The 17,286-nt window shown below is 66.4% G+C and carries 17 protein-coding genes and 1 tRNA gene; 10 read left to right on the forward strand and 8 right to left on the reverse strand.

Annotation, left to right across the window (positions count from 1 at the left end; all coding sequences use genetic code 11):
• Positions 1-3 precede the first annotated feature (3 nt).
• Positions 4-267, reverse strand: coding sequence for a helix-turn-helix domain-containing protein (locus HB681_RS07955; RefSeq protein WP_213954253.1), 264 nt, complete (start codon positions 265-267; stop codon positions 4-6).
• 129 nt (positions 268-396) lie between these two features.
• On the opposite strand from HB681_RS07955, the gene HB681_RS07960 reads away from it, so the two are divergent.
• The gene (locus HB681_RS07960; RefSeq protein WP_213954254.1) at positions 397-1,584 is read left to right on the forward strand and encodes a PLP-dependent aminotransferase family protein; all 1,188 of its coding nucleotides are present in this window, start codon (positions 397-399) and stop codon (positions 1,582-1,584) included.
• Between the two features lies 1 nt (position 1,585).
• Here the strand turns inward: HB681_RS07960 and HB681_RS07965 are convergent, their stop codons facing one another.
• Positions 1,586-1,813 carry a hypothetical protein gene (locus HB681_RS07965; RefSeq protein WP_213954255.1) on the reverse strand — a complete coding sequence of 76 codons (228 nt, stop codon included), beginning with the start codon at positions 1,811-1,813 and terminating at the stop codon, positions 1,586-1,588.
• Positions 1,814-1,869: 56 nt separating this feature from the next.
• On the opposite strand from HB681_RS07965, the gene HB681_RS07970 reads away from it, so the two are divergent.
• On the forward strand, positions 1,870-2,175 hold the full coding sequence (locus HB681_RS07970) for a DUF6172 family protein (protein WP_213954256.1): 306 nt from the start codon (positions 1,870-1,872) through the stop codon (positions 2,173-2,175).
• 77 nt (positions 2,176-2,252) lie between these two features.
• The gene (locus HB681_RS07975) at positions 2,253-2,792 is read left to right on the forward strand and encodes a DNA starvation/stationary phase protection protein (protein WP_213954257.1); all 540 of its coding nucleotides are present in this window, start codon (positions 2,253-2,255) and stop codon (positions 2,790-2,792) included.
• A gap of 7 nt (positions 2,793-2,799) precedes the next feature.
• On the opposite strand, the gene HB681_RS07980 is transcribed toward HB681_RS07975, so the two are convergent.
• From HB681_RS07980 to mfd, 3 genes are read right to left on the reverse strand one after another with little or no spacing between them, the layout of a single operon-like run.
• Positions 2,800-3,864 carry an Ldh family oxidoreductase gene (locus tag HB681_RS07980; protein WP_213954258.1) on the reverse strand — a complete coding sequence of 355 codons (1,065 nt, stop codon included), beginning with the start codon at positions 3,862-3,864 and terminating at the stop codon, positions 2,800-2,802.
• A gap of 43 nt (positions 3,865-3,907) precedes the next feature.
• Entirely contained in the window at positions 3,908-4,621 is a 714-nt protein-coding gene (gene serB / locus HB681_RS07985) for a phosphoserine phosphatase SerB (protein ID WP_213954259.1), read from the reverse strand.
• 39 nt (positions 4,622-4,660) lie between these two features.
• Complete coding sequence (gene mfd / locus HB681_RS07990) at positions 4,661-8,143, reverse strand: transcription-repair coupling factor (RefSeq protein ID WP_213954260.1); 3,483 nt, start codon at positions 8,141-8,143, stop codon at positions 4,661-4,663.
• 95 nt (positions 8,144-8,238) lie between these two features.
• On the opposite strand from mfd, the gene ispD reads away from it, so the two are divergent.
• Both ispD and ispF read left to right on the forward strand, forming a co-directional pair.
• A complete protein-coding gene (ispD, locus tag HB681_RS07995; protein WP_256734851.1) occupies positions 8,239-8,952 on the forward strand; it encodes a 2-C-methyl-D-erythritol 4-phosphate cytidylyltransferase in 714 nt (237 codons plus the stop codon).
• Positions 8,949-9,437, forward strand: coding sequence for a 2-C-methyl-D-erythritol 2,4-cyclodiphosphate synthase (gene ispF, locus HB681_RS08000; RefSeq protein ID WP_213954262.1), 489 nt, complete (start codon positions 8,949-8,951; stop codon positions 9,435-9,437). Before ispD ends, ispF begins: the two co-directional genes overlap by 4 nt.
• 19 nt (positions 9,438-9,456) lie before the next feature.
• On the opposite strand, the gene HB681_RS08005 is transcribed toward ispF, so the two are convergent.
• Positions 9,457-10,863: a sensor histidine kinase gene (locus HB681_RS08005; protein WP_213954323.1), complete on the reverse strand. Its 1,407-nt coding sequence runs from the start codon at positions 10,861-10,863 to the stop codon at positions 9,457-9,459.
• 74 nt (positions 10,864-10,937) lie between these two features.
• Positions 10,938-11,669, reverse strand: a complete 732-nt coding sequence (gene ompR, locus HB681_RS08010) for a two-component system response regulator OmpR (RefSeq protein ID WP_213954263.1) — start codon at positions 11,667-11,669, stop codon at positions 10,938-10,940.
• Between the two features lie 194 nt (positions 11,670-11,863).
• Here ompR and HB681_RS08015 point away from each other — a divergent pair, with 194 nt between their 5' ends.
• Together HB681_RS08015 and HB681_RS08020 are read left to right on the forward strand one after the other, a co-directional pair.
• Complete coding sequence (locus tag HB681_RS08015) at positions 11,864-12,232, forward strand: hypothetical protein (protein ID WP_213954264.1); 369 nt, start codon at positions 11,864-11,866, stop codon at positions 12,230-12,232.
• A 44-nt stretch (positions 12,233-12,276) separates the two neighbouring features.
• A complete protein-coding gene (locus tag HB681_RS08020) occupies positions 12,277-12,963 on the forward strand; it encodes an SIMPL domain-containing protein (RefSeq protein WP_345944644.1) in 687 nt (228 codons plus the stop codon).
• A 99-nt stretch (positions 12,964-13,062) separates the two neighbouring features.
• Here the strand turns inward: HB681_RS08020 and HB681_RS08025 are convergent, their stop codons facing one another.
• Positions 13,063-13,833 (reverse strand): 3-hydroxybutyrate dehydrogenase, encoded by a 771-nt coding sequence (locus HB681_RS08025; protein ID WP_213954266.1) that lies wholly within the window; start codon positions 13,831-13,833, stop codon positions 13,063-13,065.
• A 68-nt stretch (positions 13,834-13,901) separates the two neighbouring features.
• On the opposite strand from HB681_RS08025, the gene HB681_RS08030 reads away from it, so the two are divergent.
• The 3 genes from HB681_RS08030 (at position 13,902) to HB681_RS08040 (ending at position 17,225) form a co-directional block, all read left to right on the forward strand.
• Positions 13,902-14,858: an alpha/beta hydrolase gene (locus HB681_RS08030; RefSeq protein WP_213954267.1), complete on the forward strand. Its 957-nt coding sequence runs from the start codon at positions 13,902-13,904 to the stop codon at positions 14,856-14,858.
• Between the two features lie 44 nt (positions 14,859-14,902).
• Positions 14,903-17,092: a bifunctional (p)ppGpp synthetase/guanosine-3',5'-bis(diphosphate) 3'-pyrophosphohydrolase gene (locus HB681_RS08035; RefSeq protein WP_213954324.1), complete on the forward strand. Its 2,190-nt coding sequence runs from the start codon at positions 14,903-14,905 to the stop codon at positions 17,090-17,092.
• A gap of 56 nt (positions 17,093-17,148) precedes the next feature.
• Positions 17,149-17,225 (forward strand) — tRNA-Val (locus HB681_RS08040).
• Positions 17,226-17,286 lie beyond the last annotated feature (61 nt).

Below are 17,286 nucleotides of genomic sequence, written 5' to 3' on the forward strand. Positions count from 1 at the left end.
GCCCTACCAATCCGCCGTTGGCATCTGCGCGGTGACGACCGTCGCGGGCGGGGAGGGCGGCGCCAGCAGCAGGCGTGTGTCGAGTGCGTGCAGTATCTGCATCAGTTGCGCGACGCTGACGGCGCCGGGATCCTTTTCAATGTCGGCGATGCGCGTTTGCTTGACGCCGATCCGCGCGCCCAGTTGCGTCTGCGTCAGCTTTTGCGCCTTGCGCAGCGATTTGAGATGCGTCGACAACTGCGAAGGTGAGTGGACAGGGATTTGCATGGATACCGCTTACGGGTGGTAAATGCACAATATCTCTTTAAGGCGATTTTGTCAAAAAATCACTTTTGAGCGATTTACCTTGGATCTGGGATTTCGCCACAATGGCGGACCCTCCAGCGAGAACCTTCCATGCAATTCGCCACCCGCCTCGACAACGTCGAAACCTCCGCCATCCGCGAACTCTTCAAGCTGCTGGGCACGCCCGGCATCATCAGCTTTGCCGGGGGCTTTCCGGACAGTGCGATGTTCGACGTCGAGGGCCTGAAGGAGGCCAGTTCCAAGGCGCTGAACGAGGAAGCGGGCGGGGCGCTGCAATACGGCGCCACCGAAGGCTACGAGCCGCTGCGCTCGCAACTCAGCAGCTTCATGAAGACCAAGGGTGTCGAGGTCGACCCCACCGGCCTGATCGTCACCACCGGTAGCCAGCAGGCGCTCGACCTGCTCGGCAAGACCATGATCTCGCCCGGCGACAAGGTCATCGTCGAAGGCCCGACCTTCCTGGCCACGATCCAGTGCTTCCGCCTCTACGGCGCCGAACTCATCAGTGCGCCCATTGACGCCAACGGCGTGAAGACGGATGAACTCGAAAAGCTGATCGTCGAGCACAAGCCCAAGTTCGTCTACCTGATCCCGACCTTCGGCAACCCGAGCGGCGCGATGCTGAGCCTGGAGCGCCGCAAGAAGGTGCTTGAGCTTGCCGTGAAGTACCAGACGCTGGTGGTGGAAGATGACCCGTACGGCGACCTGTACTTCGGCGAAGCGCCGCCGCCGTCGATCATGGCGCTGACAAAGGACGTGCCGGGCAGTCGCGAACTCGTTGCGCATTGCGGCTCGCTCAGCAAGGTGCTGAGCCCCGGCCTGCGCATCGGCTGGATGATCGCGCCGGCCGAGTTGCTGGCCAAGGCCACGATGTGCAAGCAGTTCAGCGACGCGCACACCAGCACCTTCGCGCAGGCGACCGCCGCGCAATATCTCAAGAGCGGCCGCATGCCGGGCACGCTGGCCCATGTGCGCAAGGTCTACGGGGAACGTGCTGCCGCCATGGGCGCGGCGCTGAAGCGTGAACTCGGCGATGCGATCTCGTTCGAGCAACCCGGCGGCGGCCTGTTCTTCTGGGCACGGCTCACGGGCGCCAACGGCAAGCTGGCGGACGCGAACGTGCTCGCGAAAAGGGCCATCGAAAAGCTCGTGGCTTTCGTGCCCGGCGCGCCCTTCTTTGCCGCGAACCCCGATGTGTCGACGCTGCGCCTGAGCTTTGCCACGGCCAATGTCGAGAAGATCGAGGAAGGCATCGCGCGCCTCGGCAAGGCTCTTTGATTCAGGGCGAGCGGTGCAGGCGCGGTGCTGACAACAAGGCCAGGTTGTCGGTGATCGCTGTGTCGACCTGGCGGTATTTGCCCGTCATCTTCGACAGCGTCATGATGGTCTGAAGCGCCTTCAGGTCCTTCACCGTGGGCGCCACCTTGATCTGCGCGATGGCCGCCGCCGCGTTGCCGCCATTGATCAGCGCCATCACCTTGCCAGCCCAGTCGTTTGCGCGCGCCATGTGTTCACCTGCTTTCTGAAACAACGCCGACTTTACGCGCGGCGTTAGCATGCCCCATGAGAAAAACCTTTCAGCTGCGCCCCGAAGGCAAGCACCCCGACCGCGTCCTCGACGCCGTCAAGCACGAAATCCGCAAGTACATCAAGCGCGAGCGCCGCCGCGAACTGCCCGAAGGCGTCGACTTCTGGGACTTCGACTGCAAGTTCGGCACTGCGCAAGACACCGCCGCCACGGTGCACCTGGCCGAACTCACCGGCCTGATCGACGGCATTGCCAAGGCGGAAGGCCCGCAGTTCTACCTCGAGATCCTGGCGAAGCACGGCCAGCGCACGGCCCGGCCGGCGCCACCGGACACCGAATAGACAGACGCGACAACGGCCGACATACAAATCCGGGCATGTCGGCCTACAGTGAAGCCCCCCAACCACAGGCTTCATCCATGGCGAAATCCGACAAGAGCAAGAAGACCGAACTCATCCAGCGCCGCAAGGCCCCGCTGACCACGCCCAGTGACCTGAAGGCCGGTGCGACGGCCGACATCGCCGCCGCGCTCAACGGCGTGCTGGCCGATGTGTTCGCGCTGTACCTCAAGACCAAGAACTTCCACTGGCACATGAGCGGGCCGCACTTCCGCGACTACCACCTGCTGCTCGACGAGCAGGGTGACCAGCTCTACGCCATGACCGACCCGCTGGCCGAGCGCATCCGCAAGGTGGGCGGTACCACGCTGCGATCGATCGGCCACATCGCGCGCATGCAGCGCATCAGCGACAACGACGCCGACTACGTCGACCCGCTCGACATGCTGGCCGAACTGCGCGAGGACAACAAGACGCTGGCCGCCCGCCTCCGCGAAGCGCACAACGTGACCGACGAGCACCGCGACATCGCGTCGTCGAGCCTGCTCGAGAACTGGATCGACGAGACCGAGCGCCGCACCTGGTTCCTGTTCGAGTCGAGCCGCGCCGGCGTGGCCTGACGAAAAGCTACAGGCGCGCGTCGGCCAGCGCGAGGCCGTGGCGTGCTTCGACCGGCTGGAGCGCCGCGGCGATCGACGGATGCAGGCGCACACCGTTGCGCATCTGCGATTCCCGCCGTGCAAGGCCACCCTGGCCCGGCAGTCGCACCGGCTTCGAGGAGTCAACCGGGGCGTTGTCGCGGCATTGCTGCGCGACATGGTCCATCTGGCGCAGGAACGCATCCTTGCCGCCGAACGCGTTCAGGTCGTGCATCGTGACGTAGACCGTGGCGCCCCAGCCTTCCGCCGGGTCGGCGCGGCCGTGGCCCGCGAGGCCGGCCGTGAGCGTCTCGACGAGCAGGGCCATGCCGTAGCCCTTGTGCCCGTGGCTGAGTCCGCCCACCGGAAGCAGCGTGCCCGGCGGCTGATCGAACAGGGCCTGCGGGTTGTTTGTCGGCTTGCCGGTGGCGTCGATCAGCCAGTCCTCGGCAAAGGTCTCGCCGGCCGCGCGCTTGCGATTGCTCATGCCGTTGGTCGTGATGGAGGCCGAGATGTCGACCATCACGCCGCCCTGCGTCAGCGGAAAGCCCATCGCCAGCGGATTGGGCGTGAACACGGCCCGGGTTCCGCCGAAGGGCGCGACGCTCGCCGTGTTCGGGTCGGAGCAGGCCAGCACCATCAGCATGTCTTCTTCCAGCGCGCGCAGCATGTAGACCGCGAGGCAGGCGATGTGGTGGCTGCGGCGAATCACGAGCGATGCGGTGCCGAGTTGGCGGGCGCGCGGCACGAGCAGGTCCATGCCCTGTTCCATGAGCCACGGGCCGGGCAGGCGCATGCCGTCCCACAGCACCGCAGCGGGGCGATCGGACAGGACTGTCGGCGCGCCATCGCGCGTCATGCCACCGGATTCGAGTTCCTTCACGTAGCCCGCGAGCAGTGCGAGGCCGTGCGTGTCGTGGCCGAGCAGGTCGCCTTCGACCAGCGTTCGCGCGACCACGGCGGCCATCGGCGCGGCAAGGCCGGCCTTCTGCAGCAGGGCGTCGGCAAAGGCGGTCAGCGCATCGGCGTGGTAGAGCGGGGTGTCGTCGTTCATTCGGGCTTTCAGGTGTGCGAAGCGCCTGGAGGGCAGCGCGGGCTCAGCGGCAGATTTCCAGCAGCCGGTCGAGCCCGCCTTCGTTGATGGCGACCATCGCCTGCTCGCGCACCTTCGGCTTGGCGTGATAGGCGACCGACAGGCCGGCCTCGCCCATCATCGGCAGGTCGTTGGCGCCATCGCCGACCGCGATCGTCTCGGCCGGCGAGATGCCCAGCAGCGAGGCCACTTCGAGCAGCGTGCGGCGCTTCTCCGCGCCGTCGCAGATGTCACCCCACGACTGCGTGACGACGCGGCCGGTGAGCTTGCCGTCGGCTTCGTCGAGCAGGTTGGAGCGTGCGAAGTCGATGCCCAGGCGCTCCTTCACGCGGTTGGCGAAGAAGGTGAAGCCGCCGGAGACCAGCAGCACTTTCATGCCCACGCCCTTGCACGCGTTCACGAGTTCAGCGGCGCCGGGGTTCAGCCTCAGGCGCTCGTCATAGACCTGCTGGAGCGAGGTGACCGGCACGCCTTCGAGCAGCGCGACGCGGCGACGCAGGCTTTCCTTGAAGTCCTTGATCTCGCCGCGCATCGTCGCCTCGGTGATCGCGGCCACCTCGGCCTTCTTGCCGACCGCATCGGCAATCTCGTCGATGCACTCGATGTTGATCAGCGTCGAGTCCATGTCGAAGGCGATCAGCTTGTAGTCGGCCAGTTGCAGGGGCGGGGTGAGGCGCTGGAGGACCAGGCTTGGCGCGGTATTCAGGGTCGTTGTCATTCAGTCGTACCAGTCTTCGAATAAATACGTGTGCGGCACTTATGCCGTCGCCACTTCCGCCTTCTTCGGCTGCCCCAGACTGCGCAACACATCGCGCACCAGCTGCGCCCGGTCCTTCGGCTCCTTCAGCTCCCGCTCGATGCGCAGCTTCTCATTGCCGGCCAGCTTGATGTGCTTGTTCTTCTGGATCAGCTGGATGATCGCGAGCGACTCCACCGGCGGGTCTTTCTTGAAGGTGATGTGGATGACGCCAGGCGCCGCATCGACCTTGACCACGCCATAAGGCCGCGCCAGCACGCGCAAGCGGTGCACGTCGATCAGCGTCTGCGCCTGCGGCGGCAGCTTGCCGAAGCGGTCGACGATTTCCTCCAGCAGGATGTCGATCTGTTCCGAGGTCTTCGCAGTCGCCAGCTTCTTGTAGAACGACAGCCGCAGGTGCACGTCGCCGCAATAGTCGTCCGGCAGCAGGGCAGGGGCGTGCAGATTGATCTCGGTCGTCACGCTGAGCGGCGAGAGCAAGTCAGGCTCCTGGCCGGCCTTCAGCGCGCGAACGGCTTCGCTCAGCATCTCGTTGTAGAGCTGGAAGCCGATCTCCATCATGTTGCCGCTCTGGTTGTCGCCCAGCACCTCGCCGGCGCCGCGGATCTCCAGGTCGTGCATCGCGAGATAAAAGCCTGAGCCCAGTTCCTCCATCTGCTGGATCGCATCGAGCCGCTGCGATGCCTGCTTGGTGAGGCCCTCGATGTCCGGCACCATCAGGTAGGCATAGGCCTGGTGGTGGCTGCGGCCCACGCGGCCGCGCAACTGGTGCAACTGCGCCAGGCCGAACTTGTCGGCGCGGCTCATCACGATGGTGTTGGCGGTCGGCACGTCGATGCCGGTCTCGATGATGGTCGAGCACAAGAGGATGTTGTAGCGCTGCGCCACGAAGTCGCGCATCACGCGCTCCAGGTCGCGCTCGGGCATCTGGCCGTGGGCGACGGCGATGCGGGCCTCGGGCAGGATCTCCTCGAGCTTCTGGCGGCGGTTCTCGATGGTCTCGACCTCGTTGTGCAGGAAGTAGACCTGTCCGCCGCGCTTCAGTTCGCGCAACACGGCTTCGCGGATCACACCGTTGCCCTCGGTGCGCACGAAGGTCTTGATGGCCAGTCGGCGCTGCGGCGCGGTGGCGATCACGCTGAGGTCGCGCAGGCCTTCGAGCGCCATGCCCAGCGTGCGCGGGATCGGCGTCGCGGTTAGCGTGAGCACGTCGACCTCGGCGCGCATCGCTTTCATCGCCTCCTTGTGGCGCACGCCGAAGCGGTGTTCCTCGTCGATGATGAGCAGGCCCAGGTTCTTGAACTGAACCGATTGCGAGAGCAGCTTGTGCGTGCCGACCACGATGTCGACGGTGCCGTCAGCCAGGCCCTTGGCGGCAGTGTTGATCTCCTTGGTCGAGCGGAAGCGGCTCATCTCCGCGACTTTCACCGGCCACTTGCCGAAGCGGTCGACCAGCGTCTGGTAGTGCTGCTCGGCGAGCAGCGTGGTCGGCGCGAGGAAGGCGACCTGCTTGCCGCCGGTCACTGCGACGAAGGCTGCGCGCAAGGCCACCTCGGTCTTGCCGAAGCCGACGTCGCCGCAGACCAGCCGGTCCATCGGCTGCGGCGAGATCATGTCCTGGATCACCGCGTGGATCGCGGCCTTCTGGTCGGCCGTCTCCTCGAAGCCGAAGTCGTTGGCGAAAGTCTCGTAGTCGCCCGCCGAGAAGCGGAAGGCATGGCCCTGGCGCGCGGCGCGGCGGGCGTAGATGTTGAGCAGTTCGGCAGCGGAGTCGCGCACCTGCTCGGCCGCCTTGCGCTTGGCCTTTTCCCATTGGCCGGAGCCCAGCTTGTGCAGCGGCGCCTCGTCCGCGCTCACGCCGGTGTAGCGGCTCACCAGGTGCAGTTGCGACACGGGAACGTACAGCGTCGCCTTGTCCGCGTATTCGAGGTGCAGCATCTCCTGCAGCACCGGTGAGCCATCGGGGTTCTTGCCCTGGCCCAGGTCCATGTTGACCAGTCCGCGATAGCGCCCGATGCCGTGCGCCGAATGCACGATCGGATCGCCGATGTTGAGCTCACTCAGGTCCTTGATCAGCGCCTCGACATCGCTGACCTGTTCCTGCTTCTTGTTGCGGCGGCGCGTGGTGGGCGCGGTCGCGAACAGCTCGGTCTCGGTGACGAAGTCGATGCCGGCCTCGAGCCAGGCAAAGCCGGACGCCAGCGGCGCGGTCGCGATGCCGATGCGTTCTTCGCCATGGGCCTGGAACTCGGCCAGTGTGTCGAAGGCCGGCGGGTTCACGCCGCTGGCGCGCAGGAAGTCGAGCAGGCTCTCGCGTCGCCCGGCGCTCTCGGCCAGCACGAGCACGCGCTGCTGCGTATTGCGCAGGTGCGTCTGCAGGCGCTGCAAGGGCTCTTCCGCGCCGCGCACCACCGACAACGGCGGCAGCACTTCGAACTCGGCGAAGGGCGTGACCTCGCCGTCGCCGCTGCGCAGCGCCAACTGCGCATGCGGTTTGGCCCGCGAGTAGAACTGTTCCGCGTTCAGGAACAGGGCTTCCGGCGGCAGCGCCGGTCGCTCGGGGTCGCCTTGCACCAGCCGGTAGCGCTCGCGCGTGTCGGTCCAGAAATGCTGGAACGCCGGCTCCATGTCGCCGTGGAGGACCACGGTGGCGTCGGTGCCGAGGTAGTCGAACACCGTCGCCGTCTCCTCGAAGAACAGCGGCAGGTAGTACTCGATGCCGGCGGTCGCGACGCCGTTGCCCATGTCCTTGTAGATGCGGCTCTTGGTGGGATCGCCTTCGAGCAACTCGCGCCAGCGGCTGCGAAAGCGCGCGCGCGCATCGTCGTCCATCGGGAACTCGCGGCCGGGCAGCAGGCGCACTTCCGGCACGGGGTAGAGGCTGCGTTGCGTGTCGGGGTCGAAGGTGCGGATCGAGTCGATCTCGTCGTCGAACAGGTCGACGCGGAACGGCTGGCTCGACCCCATCGGGAACAGGTCGATCAGCCCACCGCGCACCGCGTATTCGCCCGGGCTCACCACCTGCGTCACATGGCTGTAGCCGGCCAGCGTGAGCTGCGCCTTGAGCTTGGACTCCTGCAGCTTCTGCTTCGTCTTGAAATGGAAGGTGTAGCCGGCCAGGAAGGCCGGCGGCGCGAGGCGATAGAGCGCGGTGGTCGCGGGCACCAGCACCAGGTCGGCCTCGCGCTGGCTGATGCGCCACAGCGTGGCAAGACGCTCGCTGATCAGGTCCTGGTGCGGGGAGAAGCTGTCATACGGCAGCGTCTCCCAATCGGGGAACAGCGCGCAGCGCAGGCCGGGCGCGAAGAACACCAGTTCGTCGATGAGCCGCTGCGCGTCATTGGCGTCGGCGGTGAACACGGCGACGGCGCGGCCGGCCGCTTTCTCGCGTTCGGCCAACCGTGCAATCAGCAGCGCGTCGGCGGAGGAGTGCGGCCGAGGCAGCGTGAAGCGCTTGCCGGCGACGAGGGCGGGGAGATCCATGGCGTAGATGCGAACAATGCAGAACACCCCGCGCCAACGGGCGAGGGGTGTGCGGGGGCGATTCTAGAATGGCGGCCCTTTTGCTGCCGTGCCCCATGTCCCAATCCCCTGAGCGCCTGTTTGTCGTCATTCCCTGTGCGGGCACGGGCAGCCGTGCGGGCGGCGCGGGGCCCAAGCAGTACCGGCCGATTGCGGGGCAGCCGATGGTCGGGCGCACCGTGGATGTCTTTCGCGCCATGGGGGACCGTCTCGCGGGCCTGATGCTCGTGGTCTCGCCGGGAGATAGAGCCGTCCGTGCGGCGCTGCCCGACTTTCCGCGCGACGGCGAGTGGTTGTTGGCCAAGGGTGGCGCGACCCGGGCGGCGACTGTCCTGGCGGGATTGCGCGGGTTGCTGGCGGTCGGCGCCACGCTGCGCGACTGGGCGTTGGTCCACGATGCGGCCCGGTGCCTGTTGACGCCCGCGCAGGTCGAAGCGCTGATCGCCGCCTGCCGGGGCGATGCCGTGGGTGGCTTGCTTGCGCATCGTCTGGCCGACACGCTCAAGGTCGCGGACAGCGGCCAACGCGTGAAGGACACGCTGGAGCGCAGCGACAAATGGCTGGCACAAACGCCGCAGATGTTTCGCATCGGCATGCTGATCGATGCGCTGGAGATGGCGGGCGACAGCGTCACCGATGAAGCCGGCGCCGTCGAGGCGCTCGGGCTGGCGCCGCTGCTGGTCCCGGCCAGTGCGCAGAATTTCAAACTCACCTACCCGGAGGACTTCGCGCTGGCCGAAGCGATCCTGAAAGGGCGCGACGCATCATGACCGCAGGCTTTCCGTTCCGCATCGGCGAGGGTTGGGACGTTCATCAGCTCGTCGCAGGTCGCAAGCTGTTTCTCGGCGGCGTGGAGATTCCGCACATCACCGGCCTGCTCGGCCATTCGGACGCGGACGTGCTGCTGCATGCCATCACCGACGCGCTGCTTGGCGCCGCGGCCCTGGGCGACATCGGGCGGCACTTTCCCGACACCGACGCCCAGTTCCGGGGTGCCGACTCGATCGTCCTGCTGGCCGAGGCGGCACGCCGCGTTCGCGCCGAGGGTTGGCAGATCGGCAACGTCGACAGCACCGTGATTGCGCAGGCACCGAAGCTGGCCCCTCACATCGCCGCCATGTGTGCGCGCATTGCGCAAGCGCTGGCGATCGAGCCCGGCCAGGTCAACGTGAAAGCCAAGACGGCGGAGAAACTCGGACCGGTCGGCGGAGGCCGCGCGATGGAAGCTCGCGCGACCGTGCTCCTGCACCGTTGATCAGCCGCTCTGAATAGAGCTAAGCGGCTTGCTTCGGCACCGACGGCTTGACGCCGGCGGCCGCCCGCGGCATCCGGATATGCGCCGCCAACCCGCGCCCCGGCGTACTGGTGAGTGCAAAGGTCCCGCCCATGCGATCGATGTTCTTCGCCACGATCGACAGGCCCAGCCCCGCCCCCGCAGCCGAGGTCCGCGCTGCATCGCCCCGGAAGAACGGCTTGGTCAACTGCGACAGCAGTGCGGGTGCCACGCCCGCACCATGGTCGCGCACCTTGATCAGCACCGCGTCGTTGTGCGCCTGCGCCTGGATGTTGATGTCCGCCACGCCGCTGGCCGGCGACTTGCCGTAGCGCCGCGCGTTCTCCACCAGGTTCGAGATCACCCGCGTCAGCTCCACTTCGTCCGCCATCACCGCCAGGTCGGGCGCCACGTCGACCTTGATCTTCACGTCCTCATGGTCCTGCACGGCATAGGTGCAGGCGTCGATCACGTCGCGCAGCATCACCGGCTTGAAGTCCACGTGGTCCGGCCGCGCGTAGTCCAGGAACTTGTCGATGATCGAATCGAGCTGGGCGATGTCGGCGGCCATGTGCGCACGCGCGTCCTCGTCTTCCACGCTCATCTCGGTCTCGAGCCGCAGGCGCGCCAGCGGCGTGCGCAGGTCGTGCGAAATGCCGGCCAGCATTACCGCGCGGTCCTGCTCGATCTTGGCCAGCTGGTCGGCCATGCGGTTGAAGCCGATGTTCACCGCGCGGATCTCGTTGGTGCGGGCGCGCTCGTCGAGCCGGTGCGCCTCGTACTCGCCGTCGCGCACCTCGCGCGCCGCCCGCGACAACTGGCTCAGCGGCCGGTTGATGAATCGCGTGATCAAGGCGGCGCCGGCCAGCGACAGGGCCATCGCCGTGATCAGCCAGACCAGCCAGGTGCGCCCGCCAACCCGGCTGAAGCGCGTCGGGTCGAGCAGCAGCCAGTAGTTGTCCGTCTCGATCGTGAAGCCGATCCACAGTCCCGCCTGGTTGTTGACCTGGCTCGCGACCACCGTTCCTTCGCCGAGCCGGTCGATCAGTTCCTCCGTCACGCGCTCGTCCAGCGTGCCGCTGGTGTAGGGCTCGAAGCGATCGACGGGTTCGCGCGGCAGGATGCGTACGCCTTCCTGGTCGGCCAGGGTCTTGATCAGCGACACGCGCGTGATCGCGTCCGAATACACCAGCGCCGCCCGCGTCAGGTTGACCAGCGAGGCGATCTGGTGCGCCGTCTGGATGGCGCGCGGCTCGTACTCGAGTTGCCGGAAGGTCTGCAGCCAGGCCACGGTGCTGCCGACCAGCAACAGCGCCAGCAGGAAGAAGGTGCGCCAGAACAGGCTGAAGCCGACCTTCAGCCGCGCGCCGCGCGAAGCCGACCCGACGCTCTCGAGCGGGCTCGGCAGGGTCAGCTGCGAGCTGTCTTCGGGCAGCGGGGCGCCTTGTGTGGTCCGGGGTCCGGTGGGTGGAGGCACGCTGCTCAGGTCGTGCCGTCCGGCACGAAGACGTAGCCGACGCCCCAGACCGTCTGGATATAGCGTGGCGCCGCGGCGTCGGATTCAACCAGCTTGCGCAAGCGCGAGATCTGCACGTCCAGGCTGCGGTCGAAAGGCTCGAATTCGCGGCCGCGCGCCAGCTGGGCCAGCTTTTCACGCGACAGCGGCTGGCGCGGATGGCGCACCAGTGCCTTGAGCATGGCGAACTCGCCGGTGGTGAGGGAGAGCTCCTCGCCGTCCTTGCGCAGCGTGCGCGAACCGAGGTCGAAGCTGAAGGGGCCGAAATTCACCGTCTCGTTGTCGGTCGAAGGCGCACCGGGCGCTTCCAGCGGCGGCCGCCGACGCAGCACCGCGTGCACGCGCGCCAGCAGTTCGCGCGGATTGAAAGGCTTGCCCAGGTAATCGTCCGCGCCGACTTCCAGGCCGACGATGCGGTCCACGTCCTCGCCCTTGGCGGTCAGCATGATGATGGGCGTGCGGTCGTTGGCGGCGCGCAGGCGGCGGCAGACCGAGAGGCCGTCTTCGCCCGGCATCATCAAGTCCAGCACGATCAGGTCCACGGTGTCGCGCAACAGGATTCGATTCAGCGCCTTGCCGTCCTCCGCGACGATCACTTCGAACCCTTCTTGCGTCAGGTACCGGCGCAGCAGATCTCGGATGCGGGCGTCGTCGTCGACGATGACGATCTTGTCGGTGCGGGCAGGAACTTGAGTCATTTCAGCAACGGTGAATTTGTAACAACGCTGATTCTGTATGCGTTGTCACCCCATTGAGGTAGTTTTGGCATTTGTCTGACACTAAGTTACAAAACTTGCGGAAGCATGCTTTACCTCTCCCAGCCTGGCCGTTGACGGTGGCAGAGTGGGTCTGTTAAGACTTTTGGCACCCAATGCAGCCCGTCCTCAGAACCTTGTCCCTGGTCCTCGTCGCCGTCTGTGCGCACGCGCATGCGACGCACGAAGTGGTCGTCGGCGAAAGCGCCCACCGCAGCGAATTGCGCACTGCAGTCCAGTTGAACCGCGCCGCGCAGGTGGCCCAGGTCCAACGCGAGGACGCGATGGCGGGGCGCCATCTCAACCCCGCCGAGCGCCTCGAACTGCGGCAACAAGTGCGACGGCAGTGGTCCGAATCCGCCAATGCATCTCCACCCCGCCCGGCCGAATCGCAATCGGCCGGGCGCATCATTCCCGCGCCCGCTCTTGCGCCCACCGCGACTCCGATCGCCGACGCCCAGCCCATCCGTACGCTCCCGGGCACGGAGCGAAACCAGCGGCCCTGATTGACGCCTGCGCCTCCCACTCGAAAGTCCACCCCTTGAACGCCATTCGATGGATCGCGGCCTGTGCCGTGCTGGCCGGCGCCAGCGCGGCCTCCGCGCAGACCCCGCCGCCCCAGAACGTCCTGCAGTTGTCCGCCAGCGGCACGGTCGAAGTGCAGCAAGACCTGCTGAGCATGACGCTGTCCACCACGCGTGACGGCGCCGACGCCGCCGCCATCCAGGGACAACTCAAGAGCGCCCTCGACGCCGCGCTGGTGGAAGCGCGCAAGAACGCGCAGCCCGGGCAACTCGATGTCCGCACCGGGAACTTCAACCTGGCCCCCCGCTACACGCGCGACGGCAAGATCAGCGGCTGGGCCGGCTATGCCGAACTCGTGCTCGAAGGGCGCGACTTTCCCCGCATCACCCAGGTGGCAGGCCGGATCACCACGCTCACGGTGGGCAACGTCGGATTCGCGCTGAGCCGCGAACAGCGCACCAAGGTGGAGGCCGAAGCCCAGACGCTCGCCATCAACGCCTTCAAGCAGAAGGCCGACGAACTCGCGAAGGGTTTCGGCTTCGCCGGCTACACGCTGCGTGAGGTGTCGGTCAACGCGAGCAGCGGCGACCCGATTCGCCCGCGCATGATGGCCGCGCAGGCCAAGTCGATGGCGTCTGATTCGGCGGTGCCGATCGAGGCCGGCAAGACCAGCGTCGTGGTCAACGTGTCCGGCTCCGTGCAGTTGAAGTGACCGCCGCTGCGGTTGATGCGGCTTGAGCTTCGATCCCGCGAGGGCCGGCGCGGCCTGACCTTGGGGACCGTCGGCGCTTCGCAGGGCGCGGTCGCCCTGCTACTGCGCCGTCCAGCCGCCGTCCATCTGCCAGGCCACGCCGCGCACCTGATCGGCCGCCGGAGAGCACAGGAACACGGCGAGCCCGCCGAGCTGATCGACCGTCGTGAACTGCAGCGATGGCTGCTTCTCGCCCAGGAGTTCTTCCTGCGCCTGGCTCACCGAAATACCTTCGCGCGCGGCGCGATCGTCTATCTGCTTCTGGACCAGTGGCGTCAGCACCCAGCCGGGGCAGATCGCATTGCAGGTCACCCCGGTCCTGGCCGTTTCCAGCGCCACCGACTTGGTGAAGCCGACGATCCCGTGCTTGGACGCCACGTAGGCCGACTTCTGTGCCGAAGCCACCAGACCATGTGCGGAGGCGATGTTCACGATGCGCCCCCAGTTGGCCTGGCGCATGGCCGGCACGGCAAGACGCGTGGTGTGGAAGGCGCTCGTCAGGTTGATGGCGATGATGGCGTCCCAGCGCTCCGCCGGAAAGTCCTCGACATTGGCGACGTACTGGATGCCGGCGTTGTTCACCAGGATGTCGACCCGGCCGAACTTCGACGCGGCGAACTTCATCATGTCCTCGATCTGGTCCGGCTTGCTCATGTCCGCGCCGTGGTACTCGACTTGCACGCCCAGCGCGGCAACTTGCGACCGCGGTCCTTCCGCGTCACCGAAACCGTTGAGCACGATGTTCGCGCCTTGTTGCGCGAATGCTTTCGCGATACCCAGTCCGATACCACTGGTGGACCCCGTCACGAGGGCGGTCTTGCCTTTGAGCATGTTGATCAATCTCCGGATGAATTAGGATGCATCGACAAGATTACCAGCAGCCGCAGCGGCCTCTTTTCATGACCGAACCCACCCTCCATTTCATCCCCTGTAACGACGCGGCAGGCGGCCACCGCATGGCTTGGTGGCAATGGGGAAATCCCGCAAGTCCGCACCTCGTGATGTGCGTGCATGGCCTCACCCGGCAAGGGCGAGATTTCGATGAACTCGTCAAGGCTTTGCTCGCGCGCGCCGACGGCAACGTGCGCGTGGTTTGCCCCGATGTCGTGGGCCGCGGCGCGAGCGACTGGCTGCGCGACCCCAACGAGTACCAGCTTCCGCTCTATGCGGCCGACATGCTCGCGCTGCTCGCGCAATTGCAGCGCGAACAACCCATCGCCACCTTCGACTACGTCGGCACCAGCATGGGCGGCCTGATCGGCATGGTGCTCACGGGCAATCATGAACTGCCATTGCCGGCGCCGATCCGTCGCCTGGTGCTCAACGACGTCGGCCCGGTCATCAATCCGGAGGCGATCAAGCGCATCAGCGCCTACGTGGGCCAGAGCGGGCGATTCGCCTCGGTGGCCGACGCTGCTGCCGCGATGTGGTCGATCTCGACGACATTCGGCCCGCACACGCCGACACAGTGGATGGAGCTGTCCCGCCACATGGTGGTACCGGCCTCGCGGCGCAGCGCCGACGGGCGCGCCAAGGTCACGCCCGAAGCCGACCCCGAGGACCATGCCTTCCTGCTGCACTACGACCCGTCGATCGGCGCGCCCCTGCGCGCGCTCACGCCGGAAGGCATCGCTCAATCCGAAGCCGTCATGTGGTCTCTCTATGACGGCATCACCGCGCAAACCCTGTTGCTGCGCGGCGCGGTGTCGGATCTGCTCTCTCCTGCGACGGCGCAAGCCATGACGCAGCGCGGCCCTCGCGCCAAGCTCGTCGAATTCGAGGGTATCGGACATGCACCGACCCTCGTGGCGCCGGATCAGCACGACGCGGTCAATTCGTTCCTGCTTTCCCCGTGAAGCGCGAACTCGGCAGTCCTGTCCCCGGAAAATCATCGGAGTCGATGGTCGTCGACTACCCCCTGTCCGCCGCCACGGCCGACAAGACGCCCGTGCAGGCCAACATGCTGGCGCGCGCCCGCGCGTTCGCCGAACCGCTGATCGCCGACGAGACGCTCGACACCGGCGAGAACACGATGGCCCATGCCGACGCCGTCGCGGCCATCGTCGCCGCGATGGGCGGCTCGGAGGCGATGCAGGCGGCCAGTTACCTGGTCTATTCGTGCCAGCACCTGAACCGTCCGCTCGAAGTGATCGCCAAGGTGTTCGGCGACAACTTTGCCGCGCTGGCGGTCGAGACGACCAAGCTGGTCCATGTCCAGAAGCAGACCCGTTCGGCCGCCGTCGGCGCGCACACCGACGGCGCCAGCAACCAGACGGAGAACGTGCGCAAGATGCTGCTCGCGTTCTCACGCGACCTGCGCGTGGTGATGCTGCGGCTCGCCTCGCGGCTGCAGACGCTGCGCTACGCCGCGGCCAGCAAGCGGCCCGTGGCGGAAAGCGTGGCGCGCGAGTCGTTGCAGGTGTTTGCACCATTGGCCAACCGCCTGGGCATCTGGCAGGTCAAGTGGGAAATCGAGGACCTGTCGTTTCGCTTTCTCGAACCCGAAACCTACAAGCTCATCGCGCGCCTGCTCGATGAAAAGCGCCGTGAGCGCGAAGGCTACGTCGAGCAGTTGCGCCTTCGACTCGAAGCGGACCTGCAGTCGCAAGGCGTGCCGGCCAAGGTGCAAGGCCGCCCGAAGAACATCTTCAGCATCGTCAAGAAGATGCGCGGCAAGTCGCTCGACTTTGCGCAGGTGTTCGACATCCTCGCCCTCCGCGTGGTGGTGAAGGACGTGAAGGACTGCTACGCCGCACTGGCCTGGGTGCATTCGCACTTCCAGCCGATCGATGCCGAGTTCGACGACTACATCGCGCGCCCGAAGGCGAACGGGTACCAGTCGCTGCACACGGTGGTGCGTGAGGTGGTGGACGGCGTCGCGGGCAAGCCCATCGAGATCCAGATCCGCACGGAGGAAATGCACGACCATGCCGAACATGGCGTCGCCGCGCACTGGGCCTATAAGGAGGCGGGTCCCAAGGGCTATGTCGGCGTGTGGGCCGGCGGCGAGTACGACGCCAAGATCGCCGTGCTGCGCCAACTGCTGGCATGGGAACGCGACCTGTCCGGCGGCCAGCAAGGGCAGGGCCTGTTCGACGACCGCATTTACGTGCTGACGCCCGACGCCGCCATCGTCGAATTGCCGCAAGGCGCGACGGCGGTCGATTTCGCATACACGGTGCATACCAGCCTGGGCCACCGTTGCCGCGGCGCGCGCATCGACGGCGCGATGGTGCCGCTCAACACGCCGCTGCAGAACGGCCAGACGGTCGAGATCATCGCGGCCAAGGAGGGTGGCCCTTCGCGCGACTGGCTCAACGCCGAACTCGGGTACCTGGCCAGCCATCGGGCGCGTGCCAAGGTTCGCGCCTGGTTCAATGCCCAGGTCACGCACGAGACCGTGGCGCGCGGACGCGAGGCTGTCGAAAAACTGCTGCAGCGCGAAGGAAAGACGGCGCTCAAGCTGGAAGACCTGGCGTCCCGGCTCGGCTTCAAGTCGGCAGATCACCTGTTCGAGGTCGTTGGCAAGGATGAGTTCTCTTTGCGCACCATCGAGACCCTCCTGCGCCCGCCCGAACCGCCGCCGAGCCCCGACGACGGAGTGCAAATCCGCAAGCCGCGCGCCAATGAAAAGGCCGTGCAGGGCGGCGTGCTGGTGGTCGGCGTGTCGTCGCTCATGACCCAGCTTGCCAAATGCTGTCGGCCGGCACCGCCGGATGCCATCAGCGGATTCGTCACGCGCGGACACGGAGTCAGCATCCATCGTTCGGATTGCAGCAACTTCCGCACGATGCGCACCCAGAATCCCGAGCGCGTGATCGAGGTCGAGTGGGGCGCGAAGAAGGGGGAGGAGGGCGCCGTCTACGCCGTCGACGTGGCCGTGGAGGCGTCGGACCGCCAGGGTCTCCTGCGGGACATCTCGGAGGTCTTTGCGCGGGAGAAGATGAATGTGATCGGCGTGCAGACCCAGTCGATCAAGGGCACTGCGTGGATGACCTTCACCGTCGAGATTCCAGACGCCGCGCGCCTCGCGCAAGTCCTGGGCGTCGTCGGCATGGTCGACGGGGTGCGTCACGCGCGCCGTCGTTGATGACGTTGGCTAGGCTGGCGCAAAAACCCATGCTATAATCGATGGCTTCACACATCAGGCCCATAGCTCAGCTGGTTAGAGCGCTTCCTTGACATGGAAGAGGTCGGCGATTCGAATTCGTCTGGGCCTACCAAATTTCTCGGTGTTGAACGGATCAAAGCCACTCGGTCGAGTGGCTTTTTCCTTTGGCGGAT

The sequence above is a fragment of the Variovorax sp. dw_954 genome (assembly GCF_018449755.1).
GTDB lineage: Bacteria > Pseudomonadota > Gammaproteobacteria > Burkholderiales > Burkholderiaceae_C > Variovorax.